The organism is Methanothermobacter sp., from assembly GCF_049720995.1.
GTDB lineage: Archaea > Methanobacteriota > Methanobacteria > Methanobacteriales > Methanothermobacteraceae > Methanothermobacter.
Map to the genome: position 1 here is coordinate 1 of NZ_JBNASF010000029.1, position 17,983 is coordinate 17,983.

19 protein-coding genes are annotated in these 17,983 nt (G+C 48.2%); 9 read left to right on the plus strand and 10 right to left on the minus strand.

The features are described from left to right. Positions 1 to 122: 122 nt before the first annotated feature. Positions 123 to 707: a class II aldolase/adducin family protein gene (locus tag ACPLJI_RS07965; RefSeq protein WP_424731173.1), complete on the minus strand. Its 585-nt coding sequence runs from the start codon at positions 705 to 707 to the stop codon at positions 123 to 125. A 9-nt stretch (positions 708 to 716) separates the two neighbouring features. Further along, positions 717 to 2,180, minus strand: a complete 1,464-nt coding sequence (locus tag ACPLJI_RS07970) for a DNA-directed DNA polymerase II small subunit (RefSeq protein ID WP_424731174.1) — start codon at positions 2,178 to 2,180, stop codon at positions 717 to 719. A gap of 142 nt (positions 2,181 to 2,322) precedes the next feature. Between ACPLJI_RS07970 and ACPLJI_RS07975 the strand changes: the two genes are divergently transcribed. The 4 genes from ACPLJI_RS07975 (at position 2,323) to ACPLJI_RS07990 (ending at position 6,023) form a co-directional block, all read left to right on the plus strand. Then, positions 2,323 to 2,820 carry a hypothetical protein gene (locus tag ACPLJI_RS07975; RefSeq protein WP_424731175.1) on the plus strand — a complete coding sequence of 166 codons (498 nt, stop codon included), beginning with the start codon at positions 2,323 to 2,325 and terminating at the stop codon, positions 2,818 to 2,820. A 90-nt stretch (positions 2,821 to 2,910) separates the two neighbouring features. Then, the gene (gene cobJ / locus ACPLJI_RS07980) at positions 2,911 to 3,984 is read left to right on the plus strand and encodes a precorrin-3B C(17)-methyltransferase (protein ID WP_424731176.1); all 1,074 of its coding nucleotides are present in this window, start codon (positions 2,911 to 2,913) and stop codon (positions 3,982 to 3,984) included. 108 nt (positions 3,985 to 4,092) lie between these two features. Next, the gene (locus tag ACPLJI_RS07985) at positions 4,093 to 4,656 is read left to right on the plus strand and encodes a potassium channel family protein (protein WP_171770417.1); all 564 of its coding nucleotides are present in this window, start codon (positions 4,093 to 4,095) and stop codon (positions 4,654 to 4,656) included. A gap of 35 nt (positions 4,657 to 4,691) precedes the next feature. Then, positions 4,692 to 6,023, plus strand: a complete 1,332-nt coding sequence (locus ACPLJI_RS07990) for a magnesium transporter (RefSeq protein WP_424731177.1) — start codon at positions 4,692 to 4,694, stop codon at positions 6,021 to 6,023. Between the two features lie 57 nt (positions 6,024 to 6,080). Here ACPLJI_RS07990 and ACPLJI_RS07995 read toward each other — a convergent pair whose 3' ends face one another. Both ACPLJI_RS07995 and ACPLJI_RS08000 read right to left on the minus strand, forming a co-directional pair. Beyond that, on the minus strand, positions 6,081 to 6,872 hold the full coding sequence (locus ACPLJI_RS07995) for a hypothetical protein (protein WP_424731178.1): 792 nt from the start codon (positions 6,870 to 6,872) through the stop codon (positions 6,081 to 6,083). After that, positions 6,869 to 7,771 carry a hypothetical protein gene (locus tag ACPLJI_RS08000; protein ID WP_424731179.1) on the minus strand — a complete coding sequence of 301 codons (903 nt, stop codon included), beginning with the start codon at positions 7,769 to 7,771 and terminating at the stop codon, positions 6,869 to 6,871. The genes ACPLJI_RS07995 and ACPLJI_RS08000 overlap by 4 nt, the downstream gene beginning before the upstream one ends. Positions 7,772 to 8,045: 274 nt before the next feature. Here ACPLJI_RS08000 and ACPLJI_RS08005 point away from each other — a divergent pair, with 274 nt between their 5' ends. The 4 genes from ACPLJI_RS08005 to amrS are packed head-to-tail and all read left to right on the plus strand — an operon-like array spanning position 8,046 to position 10,881. Then, entirely contained in the window at positions 8,046 to 8,444 is a 399-nt protein-coding gene (locus tag ACPLJI_RS08005; RefSeq protein WP_424731180.1) for a Zn-ribbon domain-containing OB-fold protein, read from the plus strand. Next, positions 8,416 to 8,850 (plus strand): sirohydrochlorin nickelochelatase, encoded by a 435-nt coding sequence (cfbA, locus tag ACPLJI_RS08010; protein WP_424731181.1) that lies wholly within the window; start codon positions 8,416 to 8,418, stop codon positions 8,848 to 8,850. Before ACPLJI_RS08005 ends, cfbA begins: the two co-directional genes overlap by 29 nt. A 22-nt stretch (positions 8,851 to 8,872) precedes the next feature. Next, complete coding sequence (gene thiL, locus ACPLJI_RS08015) at positions 8,873 to 9,877, plus strand: thiamine-phosphate kinase (RefSeq protein ID WP_424731182.1); 1,005 nt, start codon at positions 8,873 to 8,875, stop codon at positions 9,875 to 9,877. After that, on the plus strand, positions 9,874 to 10,881 hold the full coding sequence (gene amrS / locus ACPLJI_RS08020; RefSeq protein WP_424731183.1) for an AmmeMemoRadiSam system radical SAM enzyme: 1,008 nt from the start codon (positions 9,874 to 9,876) through the stop codon (positions 10,879 to 10,881). The genes thiL and amrS overlap by 4 nt, the downstream gene beginning before the upstream one ends. A 153-nt stretch (positions 10,882 to 11,034) precedes the next feature. Here amrS and ACPLJI_RS08025 read toward each other — a convergent pair whose 3' ends face one another. Together ACPLJI_RS08025 and purE are read right to left on the minus strand one after the other, a co-directional pair. Further along, a complete protein-coding gene (locus tag ACPLJI_RS08025; RefSeq protein ID WP_424731184.1) occupies positions 11,035 to 12,306 on the minus strand; it encodes a UbiD family decarboxylase in 1,272 nt (423 codons plus the stop codon). Between the two features lie 10 nt (positions 12,307 to 12,316). Then, positions 12,317 to 13,321, minus strand: coding sequence for a 5-(carboxyamino)imidazole ribonucleotide mutase (gene purE, locus ACPLJI_RS08030; protein ID WP_424731185.1), 1,005 nt, complete (start codon positions 13,319 to 13,321; stop codon positions 12,317 to 12,319). A gap of 138 nt (positions 13,322 to 13,459) precedes the next feature. Here purE and ACPLJI_RS08035 point away from each other — a divergent pair, with 138 nt between their 5' ends. After that, positions 13,460 to 15,154: a glycosyltransferase gene (locus tag ACPLJI_RS08035; protein ID WP_424731186.1), complete on the plus strand. Its 1,695-nt coding sequence runs from the start codon at positions 13,460 to 13,462 to the stop codon at positions 15,152 to 15,154. Positions 15,155 to 15,156: 2 nt separating this feature from the next. Here ACPLJI_RS08035 and mmp11 read toward each other — a convergent pair whose 3' ends face one another. From mmp11 to ACPLJI_RS08055, 4 genes are all read right to left on the minus strand, one after another. After that, complete coding sequence (gene mmp11 / locus ACPLJI_RS08040; RefSeq protein ID WP_424731187.1) at positions 15,157 to 16,089, minus strand: methanogenesis marker protein 11; 933 nt, start codon at positions 16,087 to 16,089, stop codon at positions 15,157 to 15,159. Positions 16,090 to 16,109: 20 nt separating this feature from the next. After that, positions 16,110 to 16,526, minus strand: a complete 417-nt coding sequence (gene ribH, locus ACPLJI_RS08045) for a 6,7-dimethyl-8-ribityllumazine synthase (protein WP_237779131.1) — start codon at positions 16,524 to 16,526, stop codon at positions 16,110 to 16,112. Positions 16,527 to 16,623: 97 nt separating this feature from the next. Beyond that, complete coding sequence (locus ACPLJI_RS08050; RefSeq protein WP_424731188.1) at positions 16,624 to 17,829, minus strand: cysteine desulfurase; 1,206 nt, start codon at positions 17,827 to 17,829, stop codon at positions 16,624 to 16,626. Further along, positions 17,822 to 17,974 (minus strand): isocitrate/isopropylmalate family dehydrogenase, encoded by a 153-nt coding sequence (locus ACPLJI_RS08055; protein ID WP_424731189.1) that lies wholly within the window; start codon positions 17,972 to 17,974, stop codon positions 17,822 to 17,824. Before ACPLJI_RS08055 ends, ACPLJI_RS08050 begins: the two co-directional genes overlap by 8 nt. Positions 17,975 to 17,983: the final 9 nt, after the last annotated feature.

The following is a 17,983-nucleotide window of genomic DNA, read 5'->3' on the forward strand; positions in this document are numbered from 1 at the left end:
AAATCTCTGTTTTTTTACATCCTATTTCTGTTTGATTTAAGGGTTTTTAGGGGGGATATAAATCTCTGTTTTTTTACATCCTATTTCTGTTTGATTTAAAGAATTCTCCGGGAAACACTCTTTCAATACCTATTTCCTTTTATGAATTTAAGAACCCCTGCGATGAAACGGGTCTTTGCCAGCTCCTCAATGAACTCTGCAAGCAGGAGGGCTTCCTTAACAGTTTCACCGGCACATACCACTCCGTGATTTTCAAGGACAGCTGCATTCTCATTGACCATCATCTCTGCACAGGCCGCTGCAAGTTCCCTGCTTCCAGGGGGATAATATGGTACCACCGGGACCTCTCCCTGGCCCAGGTTCCTGAAACCCTCCATTTTCTCAATTTCAACCCCGGCAACTGAAAATGCTCTGGCACATGGTGAGTGCGTGTGCACCACACCATTGACATCAGACCTCCTCCTGTAGACCTCAAGATGGAGTTCCAGCTCTGAGGATGGTCTTCCTCCCCTGAGCATATTCCCTTCAAGGTCAACCACCGCAACGTTCTTAAGTGTCACCTGATCAAGGGGGACCATTGTGGGGGTTATAAAAACCCTATCATCCACCCTTGCACTCACATTCCCTCCAATGCCAGACACAAGGCCCATCCTGTAGAGGTGAACCGAAACATCCATAACATCCCTTAATGGATTCAAAAAAATCACCTGCTTGAATTAACTGAACTCCAGAAGCTTCATTACCCCCCTGTTGAGAACCGGGACCTGGCCACATGTGGGGACAATGTTGTATATCTTCTGGAACTCCGTCTGCGACTGGAATGTACCTGAATTTATAAGGTGAATGCCCTTGTATTTTTTGTATGAGTTTATATGGACATGTCCGGTGTGAAGTATGTGCGGGACATCATCAATCACAAGGTGGTCCTCTATCTCAGATGCAAGAGGGGTCCTCTCCCCGTATATGGGCGCAAGGTGTCTCTTCTCGAGGAGTTCCTCCATTATGAGATCTGACCTTTCATGGGAAAGCCCGTTAACGCTCATGGCCATATCATCAAAGCTTCTGCCATGGTATATGAGGGTTTTTATACCATCAAGGCTCACCATGGAAGGGTTACTCAAAAATTCAACATTTTTGAGGCTGTAAAGTGGCTCTGCATATTCCTCGGGTATTGCAGGCTGTGGCTCAGCGATCCTTGATGCGTCGTGGTTACCAGGAATCATCACAATCTTCATGTCATCCCTTATCTCTCCAAAAAGCCTTGCAGCCTCCTCATACTGCTCATGGATATCTTTTATAATGAGTTCTTTCTCCTGTCCAGGGTATATTCCGATACCATCAACTATATCCCCCGCAACAACCAGGTACTTAACGTCAGCCGCGATATTCATCTGTTCCTCTGTCCCAAAGTCCCCATTTATCCATTTAATGAACCTGGTGAATGCATCTTCAAGGAATGTCTCGCTCCCTATGTGGACATCAGATATGAAAGCAACTGAAAAGTCCATTTCCTTTTCCTGTATTCGCGGGACACCTGGATGGAAGATCTCGGAGGCCACCACAAACCTCCCCTTTTTCGCACCCTGAACACCTATGACCTCATCCCTCACAAGTTTCTCGGATTTTTCAAACAGTTTATGGTTTTCATTGTGCACAACCACTGTGATCTCACCGGTTTCATCCTCCAGCTCAAGCATTCTGTGGTTGTTTTTCGTGGTTCGTATATCATTGATGATTCCTATGATGCTCACAGCGTCATCCCCGCCACGGAGATCAGCAATCGGCACATGACTTTTAAGTTCAGGGCGTCTTTTAAGGAGGTCCCTGAGGCAGCTGAATCTGCTGTTGAAGTATGAGATCATGTCACCTATCTCCCCGCTGGTGTATGATCTCTTGCTGGTGTCTGTGATGACTCTGAAGTCAAATTTCCTCTCCCTCAGAACACTGATGGGCCCGGCAGCCTTTATTTCAGAGGGGTCCTCTATTTCTTCAGCCACTTCAAAGAGATCATCCAGCATTTCAGAGGTCAGAAGAGTGAATTTACCTCCACCATTCTTCTTTATCTTAACTATGATCTCCGAGGAGGCTGTTGCAGGGTCACCCATTTCCTTCAGCCGAAAATATGCGTTATCCTCTATTAGAATTCCTTCCCTTGCAAATTTTCCTATTATTTCATTCATTTCAATCATTCACTGCATTAAACTGTTGCCTGAGAAATCTTTTTAAAATGGGTTCACAGTTAAATATTTCATTGAGTTCATATATTCTTTATCGAAATACTAGTTTACCCTTTGGGTCCATTCACAGAAAAAAGGTGATGCATTGCCAAGGATCATTAAATTATTCCTGTTCCTCATAATGTTCCTGGCCTTCTTTGAGGCTGGGCTCATAAGTTCATACACACTTGTAACTTCCAAACCACCTGATATAGAAAAACTTATTGAAATGCAGATAGACACCGTGTCTTCATTCCTGGATTCTGGTAAGAATATAACCTCCACCATCACTGGAGGGCCTGAGGAGATCCGGATAATAAACAATGCAGATGTTGCAGATGCCCTTAAAGCCCGTACAGGCCTTGATGGAATAAACATCCGGTCCCTCAACGCAACAACAACAGAGGATACATCACTCGAGAACATCAATATCAACATAACAGCGACCGGGTACCGTGAAAACCAGACAGGAAGCGGTCAGATAGTCATAAGGCCAACCGAGCAGTTCAGTGTAACTGCAGCCGCAAGGGCTGAAACAAGGTCATCCGGTGTCTGGGTTGATGTCAGAACCCTCAGGATAATTTCAGTAACCAGGATTTACTGAGCATCACTTAAGAGGTAAATTCAGAAGTGGTTGGAGATCCTGCTGCAGTGGCTCTACGTTAACAGCTGCTGATCCGGTGAAGGTGTTTTCATGATAAGGATAATAGGAATTGGACCCACAAGGGATGATATAACAGTAAGGGCCCTTAGGGCTCTTGAAGAATCCGATGTTGTCATAGGATATGCGAGGTACATAAAACAGATAGAGGACCTTCTGGAGGGCAAGGAGATAATAAAAAGTGGCATGGGATCCGAACTTGAGAGAGTGGAAAAGGCCATTGAGAAACACCGTGAGGGTCTAAACGTCGCACTGGTGAGTTCAGGAGACCCGGGTGTCTATGGGATGGCCAATGTCTTCTTTCAGATATTTGATAAATATTCTGGGGTTGAATTTGAGGTTATACCCGGCGTGACCGCGGTCAACTATGCAGCATCACACCTGGGGGCACCTCTCCATGATTTTGCGGTTATAAGTCTAAGCGACATTCTTACACCCCTATCAGAGATAAGGAGGAAGATCCGGGGAGCTGCAGAGTCTGGACTTGTAATAGCCCTTTATAACCCCCTGGGAAAGAGGAGAAAAAAACCCTTCAGGGAGGCACTTGAAATACTGCGATCTGAACTTGAATCAGAGACCCCTGTGGGCGTGGTAAGGACCAAAAAAGGAATGCCATATGTGAGTATTGTACCTCTGGGAGATCTGAATGAATCCCTTGTGGATATGTCCACAACCATCATAGTCGGCAACGTTACAACCTACACAAGGGGTGGCTACATGATCACACCCCGTGGATACGCGCTTGAGGCTCCACTCCATGAACTTGCACGGAAGTTCTATGAGGAGAATCCTTCAGGCAAAGCTTCAGGTCCTGATGAGAAATGTGAATTCTACCCCTGCCATTTTGAGGGTCAGAACTGTGCTTTCTGTTACTGCCCATTCTATCCGTGCGGTGATGGGTCCACCGGCGGCCACTGGATACTGGATAAGGGAGTATGGAGCTGCCAGGACTGCAGATGGATACATACCGATGAAGCTGTTGAGTGCGTCAGGAGGGGTCTAAGACGGCTGATTTCAGAACCGGATGATCTAATCAAGAGGAAGAAGGAGCTTCTCAAGCTTCGAAGGGAGTGCCTTATGGCTTCATCGAAAGGGGACTCCAGCTGAAGAACCCAATTCACCTTGACAAAATATTTATTCCAGGTCCCCCAATATCAGTTCAGCAGCCCAGGAGGATGAAAGTTGTCCAAAAGTGTTAAGGATATTCTCATCGAAATGAAGAACCTCTCGGAGTTGATGGTGGATCTTGCATACTCCGCCCTCCTGTTTAACAGCAGGGATGCAGCAGAGGAGGTCATAAAACTTGAAAATAAGGTCAACAGACTCAACTATGAGATAAAAAAGGAGTCACTCCTTGCTGCAAGATCTGTTGAGGACGCCGAGAAACTCACAGCCCTCCTAGAGGTGGGTGAAGCAGCCGAGAGCATTGCAAATTCTGCCAAGGACATCGCTGACCTGGTGCTAAAGGGCATCAAACCCCACCCTGTCTTCAAGATGGTCATGGAGGAGTCAGATGAGATAATAGTAAGGGTGACAATTGATGAGGGATCAGAGCTGGCAGGGAAATCACTTGGGGACCTTTTACTTGCAACAAGAACAGGTATGAGGATTATAGCCATCAGAAGAGGCGAATCCTGGATTTATGGACCTGACAGAAACACGGTACTTGCAGAGAACGATACCCTTATTGCCAAGGGAAACGAAGCAGGTTCAGAACTCTTATTTGCACTTGCAAAGGGTGAAATGACCCTTGAAGATATAGGGTGCAGCATAGAATAGCCCAGAGATGATGTAAATGTTAGCAGGTGAGATCAATGAGGATAACAGGAAGATTACTGAGGACGACTCGGCTCATATTTCAGTCCCTGCTAACATTTACCGTGAATTTATCCATAATGGTCTCAAGGGGATTTATCAGAGCATTTAACCTATTCAGAAGTTTTGGAAGCTTTTTCAGGGGTTCTAAAAGAGTTATAGGAGAAAGCTTCGTCGCACTCTTTATATGTGCCCTGGGGGACCTTGTGGCAGGTATATTTCTTGGTAAGATGTCTCCAATGCTGGAGTCATACCCGGGTCTCCTTGTACTGATACCCGGTGCCATAGGCATGAGGGGTAATATATTCGGGGCCCTGGGCTCACGCCTCGGTTCAGGTCTGCATATAGGTACACTTTCACCGGAACTTCGAAAGTCAGATGTCCTCACAGAGAACATTGAGGCGACCATAATACTGACCCTGGTCATGTCAATTTTCCTTGGATTCATGGCCTGGATATTCTGCCACCTTTTTGGATTTCGAAGCATGGGAATAATGGATTTCACTGTCATCTCTGTGGCTGGGGGTATAATATCAGGGGCTGTTCTTCTCCCGGCAACCGTCCTCATATCCCTCAAGAGCTATGAGAATGGTTGGGACCCTGATAACGTCACAACACCCCTTATAGCAGCTTCGGGGGACCTTTTCACCCTCCCATCAATATTCGCGGCACTGGCCATCCTTGAAACTGTAAGGAACGGTATTTTTGAATGGGTACTCTTTGCCCTGTTTATTCTGACGGGTTTTCTGGGTCTTGCAATGGGAATTAAGGGTAGATATAACCTCAGAAGGATCATAAGACAGAGCGTGCCCGTACTTCTCCTCTGCTCAGCCCTGGGAACCACCGCGGGTATAGTATTAAACAGTAGACTATCATTTATACTTGATAACCCTGCAATCCTTGCACTGGTGCCGCTGTTTTCAGGTGAAAGCGGAGACCTCGTGAGCATACTCGGTGCAAGGCTTTCCTCAGGGCTCCACTCAGGTATAGTCCCCGCAGCCCTCAGGCCCCATGGGGAGGCCCTCAGAAACTTTGGAATAATATCCGTACTTTCACTGATCATATACCCAACCATAGGGCTTCTGGCCCATTTTGTGAGTGTTTCCCTTGGTATAGGGTCCCTTGGACTTGAGAGGATGGTTCTTATAAGTTCACTTGCAGGGTACCTTCTGACTCCATTCCTTCTCATGGTGGGCTTTTATCTGAGCTCTGCATCCTACAGACTTGAACTGGACCCTGACAACATAGTTATCCCACTGTCGACCAGCATGACCGACCCGGTGGCAAACACATGTCTTGTAATAGCCATAATAGCAGTTATCGGACTCTGAATCATGTGTATGGGGCTTAAGGTCCACTAACTGGCCCCACGAGCAGAGGACTCCTGGTCAGTAGGGGGATATGAGGATCTGAAGGGAGCATGGCTGGACCTCAAAGTAATCTGGTGTCAGCGGACAATTCATTCCAGAACGGGGAAGCCCGGCAATTATTACTCCTCTTCCACATCCATGTAAATGGATCCATACCACGCCCTGCCCTGTTAAATTCAGTTTTAAACTTCCCGAGGGGATCTTTATTTCTTCATTGCTCCTGTTACAGTCTGTGTCAATGATGAATGATCCTCTGCAGTCATCTGATATGAGGTAGTAATCCAGTGAGTCATTAACTCGGAAATTCATGCAGGTCCAGTTTTCTCCATGACCCGAAGGACACAGGCATCCCTCCTGTCTGATAACATAATCAGATAGGAAGTTACAGTTGACGGTTCTTCTGAATACACATATTTCATCCCCCTCAACTTCATCTCCAATGGTTATGGGGCTTATCCCGTCATTGAGGGGACGCAGTACAATTCTCACATGAAAACCCCGGAATGCCCTTTCAAGCAATTCCGGTTTTGAGCGAAGTTTCATGATTTTTTCATAGGAGATGGTCCCTCTTTTTCCCGGGACGGCAATTCCAGGAGACCTGCAGAGGCTTACAGGAAGTTTTTCCCAGTTAACAGGATCTCCAGGCGTATTTATGAAAACATCAGCTGCCGCTGCACCTTTATCCATTATGTATGTTTCTCTGAATCTTTCATTCAGCCGGGTCTCCTGTGCGTCCATGAGCTCTGCAGACATGCCCACGATGATGGCCACGATTACAAGTGAGAAAAGAAAATCAGTTGAGAATATCACTGTATCACACCGTACTTTTTTCTGTGAGCTCCGTCAAGGTATATGATGAATCCTGATACGTTGTGGGGCTCCCCGGCGTATGCTCCCGTGAATAGAACATGGTCAACAGATACCGGAGCCTCCTCAAAATTTCCTGACGGTATTATGAAGGTTTCGAGGCCCACATGCGGACAGGAGGTTTTTCCCTCCAGTCTGCAGAGGTAGCAGGACCCATCGTGACTCTCGTGGTAGTAGCCATTTATGAGGCAGGCGTAGAGGGCGCCGCTGGATCCATGGAGGGTGTAGGGTTCATAGGGACACCTTCTTATCAGGAAAGGACCGGAAGCCCCCTCATATGCTTCCCTATTCTCTGAAGAAATGTATTCACTGAGGCTCCCACCGTACTCTATTGACGTTTCATTGTGCTGCAACCTCCCCAGAACCCTGAAGGGCAGGGGATCAGGCAGATCCTCAACAGAAACCCTTACTGTCAGGTTCTCGGTGTGGCGAATTTTCCCTGCCCTGATATCAACGGTGTAGTTAACCTCAATACAGAAGGGGTCGTCGGTTGCCCCCTCAACTGAATTCACCCTGCAGCTTAGATTCAGGTTTCTGTGGACAGCGCATAACCTCTCAATGCGCCTCTGTATCCCTGCTCTTACATGGGCCCTGGCATCCAGGTCTGGGGGAAGTGTACCGTTTATGGCCTCCTTTGCAGTTTCATTTAGCACTTCCCTTGTTACCACCGGGATACTGTCCCTGATATCCCATAGGGCCCCTGTCATACTCTCAGATAGTGCCCTATCAGCAGTCCTTTCCACTGATGAATCATCGATGCTGAGTATCATCAGGGCGAGTATCATGGCCGGAACCATGAGAAGAAGACTGATACCTGCCATCACATAACCTCCGTCATCCATTGTATCACCAGATTAAAATTAATTATTACTAACATAAAAATATTACTAAAATGATATTAAGTTAATATTAACAGTTCCGGTGCTTTAATGGCGACCTAAACCATTTAGAGGAGAAAAAAAGGTCAGATTATTCCATGGATCAACTCAGAGGTAATAAGAATCTTTATTACTCCAATGGGAGCACAAGGGATTTAAATATCCCGGGACCATATGATTTAATTATAATGAATCAAGATAGATAATGAAAACTGATTACATTTATGGAGGTCACATCATGACAGAAACCGTTAGGACATGGCGCCACATACCCCAGCGCTACAATCTTATAGGTTCAAAATGTCTCCAGTGCGGGAATGTTTTCTTCCCAAGCAGAATAATATGCCCTGAATGCAGGCGTAAAGGCAAGCTTGAGGACCTAAAATTCAGCGGGAGGGGAAAGATACACAGTTACTCCGTGATAAACACCCCAACCGATGAGTTCAAGGATATAGCCCCCTATGTGGTGGCCATAGTTGAACTGGAGGAAGGCGCTAAGATAACAAGCCAGATTGTTGACTGCGACCCTGATTCAATAGAGATAGGCGACGAGGTCGAAATGGTGTTCCGCAAGGTGAGAGAAGAGGGTGAAGATGGAGTGATATCCTATGGATTCAAATTCAGGCCGAAAAACTAAGATAGGTGTTCTTCTTGTTGGGCATGGAAGCCGCCTGCCCTACGGTGAGGAGGTCATAAACGGTATAGCAGATATCTACAGAAGGGAGGTTGACCATCCCGTTGCAGTGGGATTCATGAACATATCCAGGCCATCAATACCAGAGGCAATAAATGAACTTGCCGCGATGGGCGTTGAAAAGATCATTGTTACCCCGGTCTTCCTGGCCCATGGAGTCCACACAAAACACGACATACCACACATTCTGGGCCTTGATAATGGCACTGAGCATCACCACCATCACCATGAACATGAGCATGAGGAATTTGAGTTCGATGGTGAGATAGTCTACACCGAGCCCCTCGGGGCAGATCCACGGATTGCTGAGATAATCAGTGACAGGGTTAAATCAGCCATTAAGGTTTAAACCCCCAATTTATTTTGATAAAATGCCCCCTGATAGAATATCATCCCTTGGTGAAAAGAAACTCATCTCAAGGATAATATCAAGATCAGTCTCATTTTTCAAACCTTCAGAGCTCCCTGGTCTTGGAGATGATGCTGCACTCCTTGATATAGGGGAGGAGTACCTTGCACTGACCTCAGACCTTTTAATTGAAAGCAGACATTTCCCCCCTAAAATGAACCATCACGACATGGGATGGAAGACAGTTACAGTTAACATGAGTGACCTGGCTGCAATGGGGGCTGCACCGGAGGGTTTCATACTATCAGTGGCCCTCCCGGACCTTGACCTGGAATCCTTCGACTCCCTCATCAGCGGTGTCCTGGAGGCTTGCAGCCACTACGGCGCACCCCTAATTGGGGGGGATACCAATGAGGGGCATGAGATAATAATGGCTGGCACAGCCATAGGGAGGGTCAGGAAGGAATCTGTGATGATGAAGTCCGGCGCCAGGCCCGGGGACCTCATTGCAGTGACAGGACCCCTTGGACTTGGAGCTGCAGGCACAGAACTTCTTCTTTCTGGAGCAGATACTGCTGGATTTGAGGCTGCAGTTGAAAAATCCCTGAGGCCCATTGCAAGGATTGAAGAGGCATCCATAATGGCGGAATCCGGGCTTGTGTCTTCAGCCACAGACATAACCGATGGCCTCATAAGTGAACTGGGTGAGCTCATGGATGCCAGCGGTGTGGGGATGAGGATTCACGAGGCGAGGTTACCTCTACCTCCCCAGGTATCAGAGGCATCATCCCTACTTGGAGTGGATCCACTGGAACTCGCCCTGTACTACGGGGAGGATTTTGAACTTGTTTTCACAGCACCAGCCGATGCAATGGAGGAGCTCTCCAGCATGATTCAACTGCACATCATAGGCGAGGTCATAGAGTCACCCTCCATTGAAATGGTTGATAAGCATGGAGATACATATAAACTTCATGTAAGGGGTTATGAACATCTGCGCCCTGACTGCAGTGGGGGTACACCATGAGGAAGGAATCCATGCTCTATGAGAAGGCGGATGGCAGGTTGAGATGCCTGGTGTGCAGTAGAAAGTGCCTGATACCTGAAGGGGGAAGGGGATACTGTCTCACGCGTGAAAATAGTGATGGTAAAATCTATTCTCTCAACTATGGGGAGGTGTCCTCAGAGGCGGTTGATCCCATAGAGAAGAAGCCTCTCTTCCACTTTCACCCTGGCAGCCTCGTCTACTCCCTCGGGAGTGTTGGATGTAACTTCAGATGCAGGTACTGCCAGAACTGGAGCATATCACAGGCACGCATAGACGGCTTCCCCACAAAGTACATCTCACCGGAGGAGGCTGTTGAAAATGCACTCAGAAGTAACTGCACATCCATCGCCTGGACCTACAATGAACCCACCATGTGGCTTGAATACACCGTGGACTCTGCGGAACTTGCAAGGGCAGAGGGCCTCAAAACGGTTTATGTTACAAATGGCTACATGAGTGAGGAGGCCCTCAACCTTATAGGACCTTTACTGGACGCTGCAAATGTTGATCTCAAGGGAATGTCTGCCCGATTCTATCGTGAGCTCTGCGATGCAAAGCCGGAGCCCGTCCTTGAGAACATCATAGGGATGCATGAGATGGGTATCCATATAGAGGTGACCAACCTACTTATACCCGGTTACAATGACTCTGATGATGATATATTGGCCCTTGTGAACTTCATGGTGTCTGAGGTCGGGGTCGAGGTTCCACTCCACTTCACAAGGTTCTTTCCACATTACAGGATGCAGGATGTGCCCCCAACCGGGGCGGATAGACTTATGAGGGCAAGGGAGCTCGCCCTTGAGGAGGGCATGAAGTATGTGTACGTGGGGAACCTTCCAGGAACCGATGCTGAGAACACCTACTGTCCGGTGTGCGGTGAGCTACTTATAAAAAGGGATGGTTACCTCACAAAAACAGTGGGTCTCAGTGATGGTAGGTGCAGCTCCTGCAGAGCCACTGTCAACGTTGTAATGGATTAATATGATTCTGAGCCTCAGGGCCCGGAGATTCTTGGGAATGGAAGATGTGAATCTATTTTATTTCTTTAAGTGTTTTTTGTGGCTCTGGGGGTTTCTGTGGCAGGGAGAGTAGAAAACTGAACCATGTCAAAAAATAAATTTTACGGTGCCCTGTCACTCGGACAGGCTTACCCTCTGGAATTTTTCTGCGCCAGCGATGGGCACCGTTGCATCAACACCCACCTTGGTTGTTGTGCCATCGGGAAGTGCTGCGGGGTCCAGGGATGAGCCCCTTGCCCCGGGGACTATGATGATGTCATCATCACCCTTCACCCTTGTTGCCACAGCATATTCAATTTCCCCAGGGTCAAAAACGTCTATATCATCGTCCACAACCACCACATGTTTAAGGGATGGATGGGCTGCAAGGGCCGCCATTATCACATTCTTTCCATCCCCCTGGCTCTGCTTTTTAATTGAAATCGCTGCATGGAGCCAGCAGCACCCCCCCTCAGTTAGAACAACATTCCTGACGGTGGGCACGGTATTCTTAACTGCCCTGTATATCCTTGGCTCCTGAGGTAGCCCCTGAAGCAGTCTGTGTTCAAATCCTGCAGGTAGAATCGCATGGTACATTGCATCTTCCTTTATATGCATTCTATCAATGGATATGACAGGTTCCTCCCTTACAACATCATAGGTGTCTGTGAGATCAACAAAGGGACCCTCACTTTCCCTTTCACCACAGAGTATCCGGCCCTCCAGTATTATCTCTGCAGGGGGGACCTCAAGGTCAACTCCAATGCACCTTAAAAGTTCCAGTTTGCCGTTGTGGAAGGTGTTTGCAACCTCCATCTCATCGGCATCTATGGGTATGGATGTGGTTGTCGCAAGGAGGGTGGCGGGGTCCATACCTATGGCTATTGCTATCTCAAGGTCCTCACCCATCTCCTCGGCCCGCTGGTGGTAGGTGTAAAGGTGCCTTGGAACTATCCGGACGGCCATTCTATCACTGGATATGACCATCATCCTGTGAATGGAGGCGTTTCTGACCCCGGTGTCAGGGTCCCTGGCAAATATGACCCCTGCTGTTATATAGGGGCCTCCATCCCTCTGGTAGTGGGTTAAAACAGGGAGTCTTGAGAGGTCAGCATCCTCGGAACTGTAACCCTTAAGGTCCCTCACAGTTCTGATGGGTGTGGGATTTTCCATTGCATGGACAATGCGCTGGGTTATCTCATTCACCTGGCAGTTCAGGGAGAGTGCGATCCTTTCCCTTGTATTGCAGAGGCCGGATATGACGGGTATATCTGATTCCCGTATATTACTCAGTATCACAACGTCCCTGGGGTGTCTCCTCAGTATACCTGCAGCCTCAAATCGGGTCGAAACCTCGTCCTCAATTATCACCGGTTCTTCATCGAGCTTATCAAGGAAGTCTCTCATTTAATCACCATTAGAACTTGACTGAACGGCTTTTTATCCTCTTTATCCTGGACTCAATTTTGCCGTCATATATTCCAAGCATTTCAGCGGCCAGTATCGCTGCGTTGCCACCGTTCCCGACTCCAACGGTCCCAACCGGGACCCCTGGTGGCATGTTAACCATTGAAAGGAGGGAGTCCCAGCCATTCATTTTTAGGGGGCAGGGAACACCGATCACGGGTCTGTCACTGAGGGCGACCACGGCACCTGTAACATGGGCGGAGAGTCCGCTTATCGCTATGAAGAGCTTAACGTTCTCCATCCGCTCAAGGTACCTCTCGAACCTGTCAGGGTACCTTATGGGGGATATGACATTGAGATCATAGCTTATACCCATCCGCTCAAGGAACATCGTTGTCTTCTTGGCGATTTTCATGTCTGAATAGCTGCCAGGGATCACAGATACCATCGGAGCGTCTTCTTCACCAGGTTCTTCATTTCCCTGTATTTCTGGCAGCTCAATATCAAGGGGGACGTAGTATGACCCCTCCATGCTGTTGAGGATCTGGCACTCATCCCTGCGGACCTTCTCATAGAAACCCCTTCTGAGTTCAGAGACCCGTTCCCTAACCTCCGGGTCACCTATACCTATTATCTGGGCAGCCAGTATTGCAGCGTTTTCTCCCCTGTCAACACCAACTGTCGCAACCGGGGCAGGGAAGGGCATCTGTGAGCATGCGAAAATGGCGTCGAGTCCTCCGAGTTTAACATCAACAGGGACACCTATCACCGGCAGGTGGGTGTTCGCCGATATCATCCCGGGAAGGTGGGCAGAGAGTCCAGCTATGCCTATGAATACCTCAACACCCGCATTTATGGACTCGGCGACTATTGCCTTCACCTTTTCATGGGTCCTGTGGGCTGAGGCAACCCTGAGGTCATAGGGGATCCTGAGTTCTTCAAGGACCTCCATGGCCTTTTCAGCTATCCTGAAATCCGATGCACTTCCAAGGAGTATCATCACTCTGGGCTTCATTTGGAGATTCACCTTTAAATTTATGTATGGATATTTATTTCAATTAATATTTAATAGGATTCTCCCGACGCGTCTTAATAGCTTAATATTTAAGGGTTTTCAACCAATAGAACTTCATAGGTAGGAGAAGGTGTAGGGATGTCATGGCTTATTCTGATCCTGGTTTTCCTTTTATGTGCCCTCAGGACAGTGAGGGCGAGTGACCAGACAGTTTCAGTGGTTATACCAGCATTCAATGAGGAAAAGACCGTTGCACTGGTTGTTAAAGCAGCTAAAGGTTCTAAACTGGTGAGCGAGGTCATAGTGGTGGATGATGGGTCCACAGATAACACTGCCGGGGTGGCAGAGGCTGCAGGCGCAAGGGTCATAAGACATGCCAGCAACCGCGGCAAGGGAGCTGCCCTGAGGACGGGATTCAAGCATTCAAGCGGGGACATAGTGGTTTTCGTTGATGCTGACCTGGAGAATATGACAACAGAGAAAATTGAGAGGATGATAAGTCCCATAATCAGGGGGAGGGCGGACCTCACAAAAACACGCTTCAGGAGAAAGGCTGGAAGGGTTACCGAGTTAACTGCAAAGCCACTCCTGAATTTTTTCTTCCCCGAGATAAAATTCGAGCAGCCACTAAGCGGACAGTTCGCAGCCAGGAGATCTGCCCTTGAGAAGATGAAATTCGAGGAGGATTATGGGGTCGATGTTGGCATAGTTCTTGATGCAGACGTCCTTGGCCTCACGGTTAAGGAGGTGGATATAGGTACAATACACCATGACATGGCAAGCCTAAGGGACCTTAACCTTGTTGCCAATGAGGTTGTAAGGACCATAGTTGACAGGGCACTGGAGTACGGCAGAATAACCATGATGGACACAATGGGAAAGTCCATAAGAATGTGCATACTGGGCCTCTCACTCACAACCCTCGGGATATTCAGCATATTCTTTATAAGGTCAATACCGGCAACAGCAGGAATCATCATAGCGGTTGCAGGCTCCATACTTGCTCTTTACTACTTCATAAGCTTAATCAGAAGATCAATATACGTTTTCAGGCGCTCCAGGGGCAAGCTTCAGACTGTAAGATCATTCATATACATGCACTTCCCCATCCTTGTTTCTGGTGTTATCCTTCTTGCCATGATCTCGACACTGCTGGGCGCCGTCAAGGTGGACGATGGTAAAATATCGATTGAACCAACATCCGGCAACCTGATAATATGGAAGAAGAACAATGAAAACAGAACATTCGATGTCAGGGGGCCATACAGGATTGACAGTGCACTTGAAAATGAAAATAACTCCATAAGAATTCCCGAGGAGGCGATAAATACCCTTGGACTCAGTTATGGCGACACGGTATTCCTGAATGGGGAGGCCTACACCCTCAACAGGACCCGGGATGGTGAGGGTAACATAATGAGGATCCCAACCACTGCAAGGGAGTCCCTCGGGGTTAATGTGGGGGACGTGATCCAGGATGGAAATCTTCGAAAGATATTCAGCAATGTCTATGCAATCAGGAACATATCCAGCTCAAACATGACGGTCTATAACGGCATCATAATTCAGTACGATGAGTCCCCGGCCGTGGATGTCCTGGTTTACGTTGACAATCGGCTGGTTGCAAGGTCCAGCGGGGTCATGAAGAATGGTTCATACACTGTATCTGTTAATGGCGATGTCATAGGAACTATAAGGTTCAGGGGAGAGGATTCCAGCTACCGGATCTACCATGGGGGCCATACAATAAAAATTGATATCAGGAAAGGGGTTTCATCTGACATGAGGTTTGCAACCGCATCTGAGGGTAAATTCCTCAACATATGGTTCTGAAGTCAGTAGTATACCCTTGCAGCTTCTTCTGGATCGTCGTAGAGGCCAATGGCTGCAAGGGCCCCTATCTTACCCTGAGAACCTGTTACCTCAATGAGATCTATTCCAAGGGACTCCGCGACATTCTCGGCATCCTCAACTTCCATGAAACTCTTTTTCGCCATCATCGAATAATCTTTCAGCTCTTTTGGGACCTTTATTCCCCTGAAAACCGCAATTGAGGTTTTATCTGAAAGTGTATTCTCTTCAAGAAAACCTGCAGCAAGATTGACCAGTTCATTGCTCTTACCGGGCTGCACCGCGAATGCAAGGGCAACCGACACACAGTTCTGTGTCTTGCGGGGGTTGTGGGGGTATAGCTGAACTGTTACATGGTCAATGTATTCAAATCCCATCCTGGAAAGCTCCATGCCCATATTGTTGGCAAGGGTCCAGGTTGCGCCGCTTTCAGGGGTGTCTGTATCATCTATACCCAGGACAACCTTCTCGAGGCGGGGTGTTATCACCGCGGCCCTTCCGGGCTTTGAGCCCCCTCCGGCCTCATAGAGTTCGACTCTCTTCACACCCTCTGCCATTCCCCGGCACATGGCAGCACCAACCCCGGCACCTGCAAGGCCTGCATGCACAACACGGACCTCATCTCCCTCAACAGCCACCTCCTCTATTCCAGCAGCATTTAGACTCGCTCTGAGTTCTATTGGGGCCTTACCGGTATGTACAAGGTAGGTGTGTCTGTTACCATCCCTCCGGGCCCTCTCTATCAGTTTGCTTGACCTGCTGTACTGGTATATCATCCACTCTGACCCTGAGATGCAGGGGTGGTATTCCAGGATCTCAACGAGATCCCCGTCCACCATGGTGAGGACCTTCGTGTAGGGTGATATCCAGGGGTCCCTGAACCTTTCCTTAAGGTCTGATGGTCTGAGTATTTCCATGGAGGTTCTCCAGTATAATATCAAATTTCGTTGAGCCTTCTGTACATTTTAACGGCGGCCTCAACAGCCCTCTTTGCATAGTCAACACGCTGGTGGGCTTCGAGCCTAGTCATACCGGGACCTGATATTCCCAGGGCCACGGGCTTATCATATTCAAGTGAAAGGTCCGCTATCTTACGTGAGGCGTGCTGAACCACTATCTGGTCATGGTCAGTTGCCCCCTCAATAACAGCCCCCAGTGTGATAACAGCGTCGATTTCATCATCCAGGAGAAGCTTCTTCACCGCGAGTGGCATGTCAAATACTCCTGGAACGGCAATTACCCTTGTTATTTCGGATTCAAGAAATTTAGCATGTTCTTTTGCAAGTTCAAGCATCATATGTGTTATGTCATAGTTGAATTCAGCTACCACAGCCCCTATTCTCACATTTACCATTTAATACCTCCTTTAGAGCACAAGTGCACCTGCAATGGTACTTAATACCATTATGATTACTATGAGCAATGCTATTATCTGTGCCTTGTTCATCCCATCACCCCATCCTTGATATTTCCCTCAGGGTTTCTGCAAGGACCTCAATGTCCTCGTCTGTATTGTAGTAGTGTATGGATGCCCTCACGGTGCCACCGGATTCATGAACTCCAAGGTGCCTCATGGCCGGTATCGCGCAGTGGTGGCCGCTTCTAACACACACACCGGCGGTTTCATCCAGCAGCTTTGCAACATCATGGGGGTCCATATTATCTATGTTGAAGGAAAGAATACCATAAATATTTTGGGGATCACCATGGCACCGGATTTTATCTATGGATGAAACCTCACTGTAGAGCTTTTCTGTCATTTTCAGGCAATGTTTTCTGATTTTATGGATTCCTATCCTGTTGATGTAGTCTACGGATGCACCCAGACCTATGAAACCTGCTATGTTCAGGGTTCCTGCCTCGAACCTTGAGGGAAACTCTTCGAGGACGTAGTCATCCTCTGAGACATCAATGACGGTACCCCCACCCAGCATGAATGGTTCAAGTTCATCCTGGCACTCACCCCTGCAGTAGAGGAAACCTGTCCCCACGGGACCCAGGGTCCCCTTGTGTCCAGGGAAGGCTGCAAAGTCTGCCCCCAACTCCCTAACATCGACCTCCATGTGTCCAATGGACTGGGCCCCGTCAACCATGTATAGGGCGCCGTTTTTATGGGCGATCCTCCCCACCTCCTTCACATCCTGCACCGTGCCGAGGGCATTGGAGATGTGGGTTATGGTTACAAGCCGTGTGGTCTCATCCACCGCCTCCTCAACCCCTGCAGGGTCCACAATTCCATTTTCATCTGCCCTCACTATCCTTACATCAACACCCCTTTCACGGAGCCTGATCCAGGGCAGGAAGTTGGAGTGGTGTTCGATGTTTGGTACAACAACCGAGTCCCCCCTCCTGAATTCAAGGCCTCCCGCCACAATGTTTATCGCCTCGGAGGTGTTCTTTGTGAAAACTATTTCGTTTTCAGAGGCACTTATAAATTCAGCAACCTTTTTTCGCGCTTCCTGAAGTTTCATGGTTGCTTCAACTGCAATTGAATACGCCCCGCGTCCCGTATTGGCGTTGTATCCTTCAAAGTACTCTGTCATGGCCCTCACAACTGGGAGGGGGGTTGGGGTTGTGCTCGCGGCATCAAGATACACCTTCTCCCTGAGGAGAGGTATGTCGGCCCTCACGTCCTCTGTACGCACAGAATCACCCATCAATTCTTTTTGCTATCTCAGCAGCCATTTCCATTGTACCGATGCTTCCACCCAGATCTGGTGTAACCAGACCCTCTTCAAGGGTTTTTTCCAGTGCTTTCTGTATTTTTTGTGCTTCCTGGTTTTTGTTGAGGTGTTTTAGCATGAGTGTTGT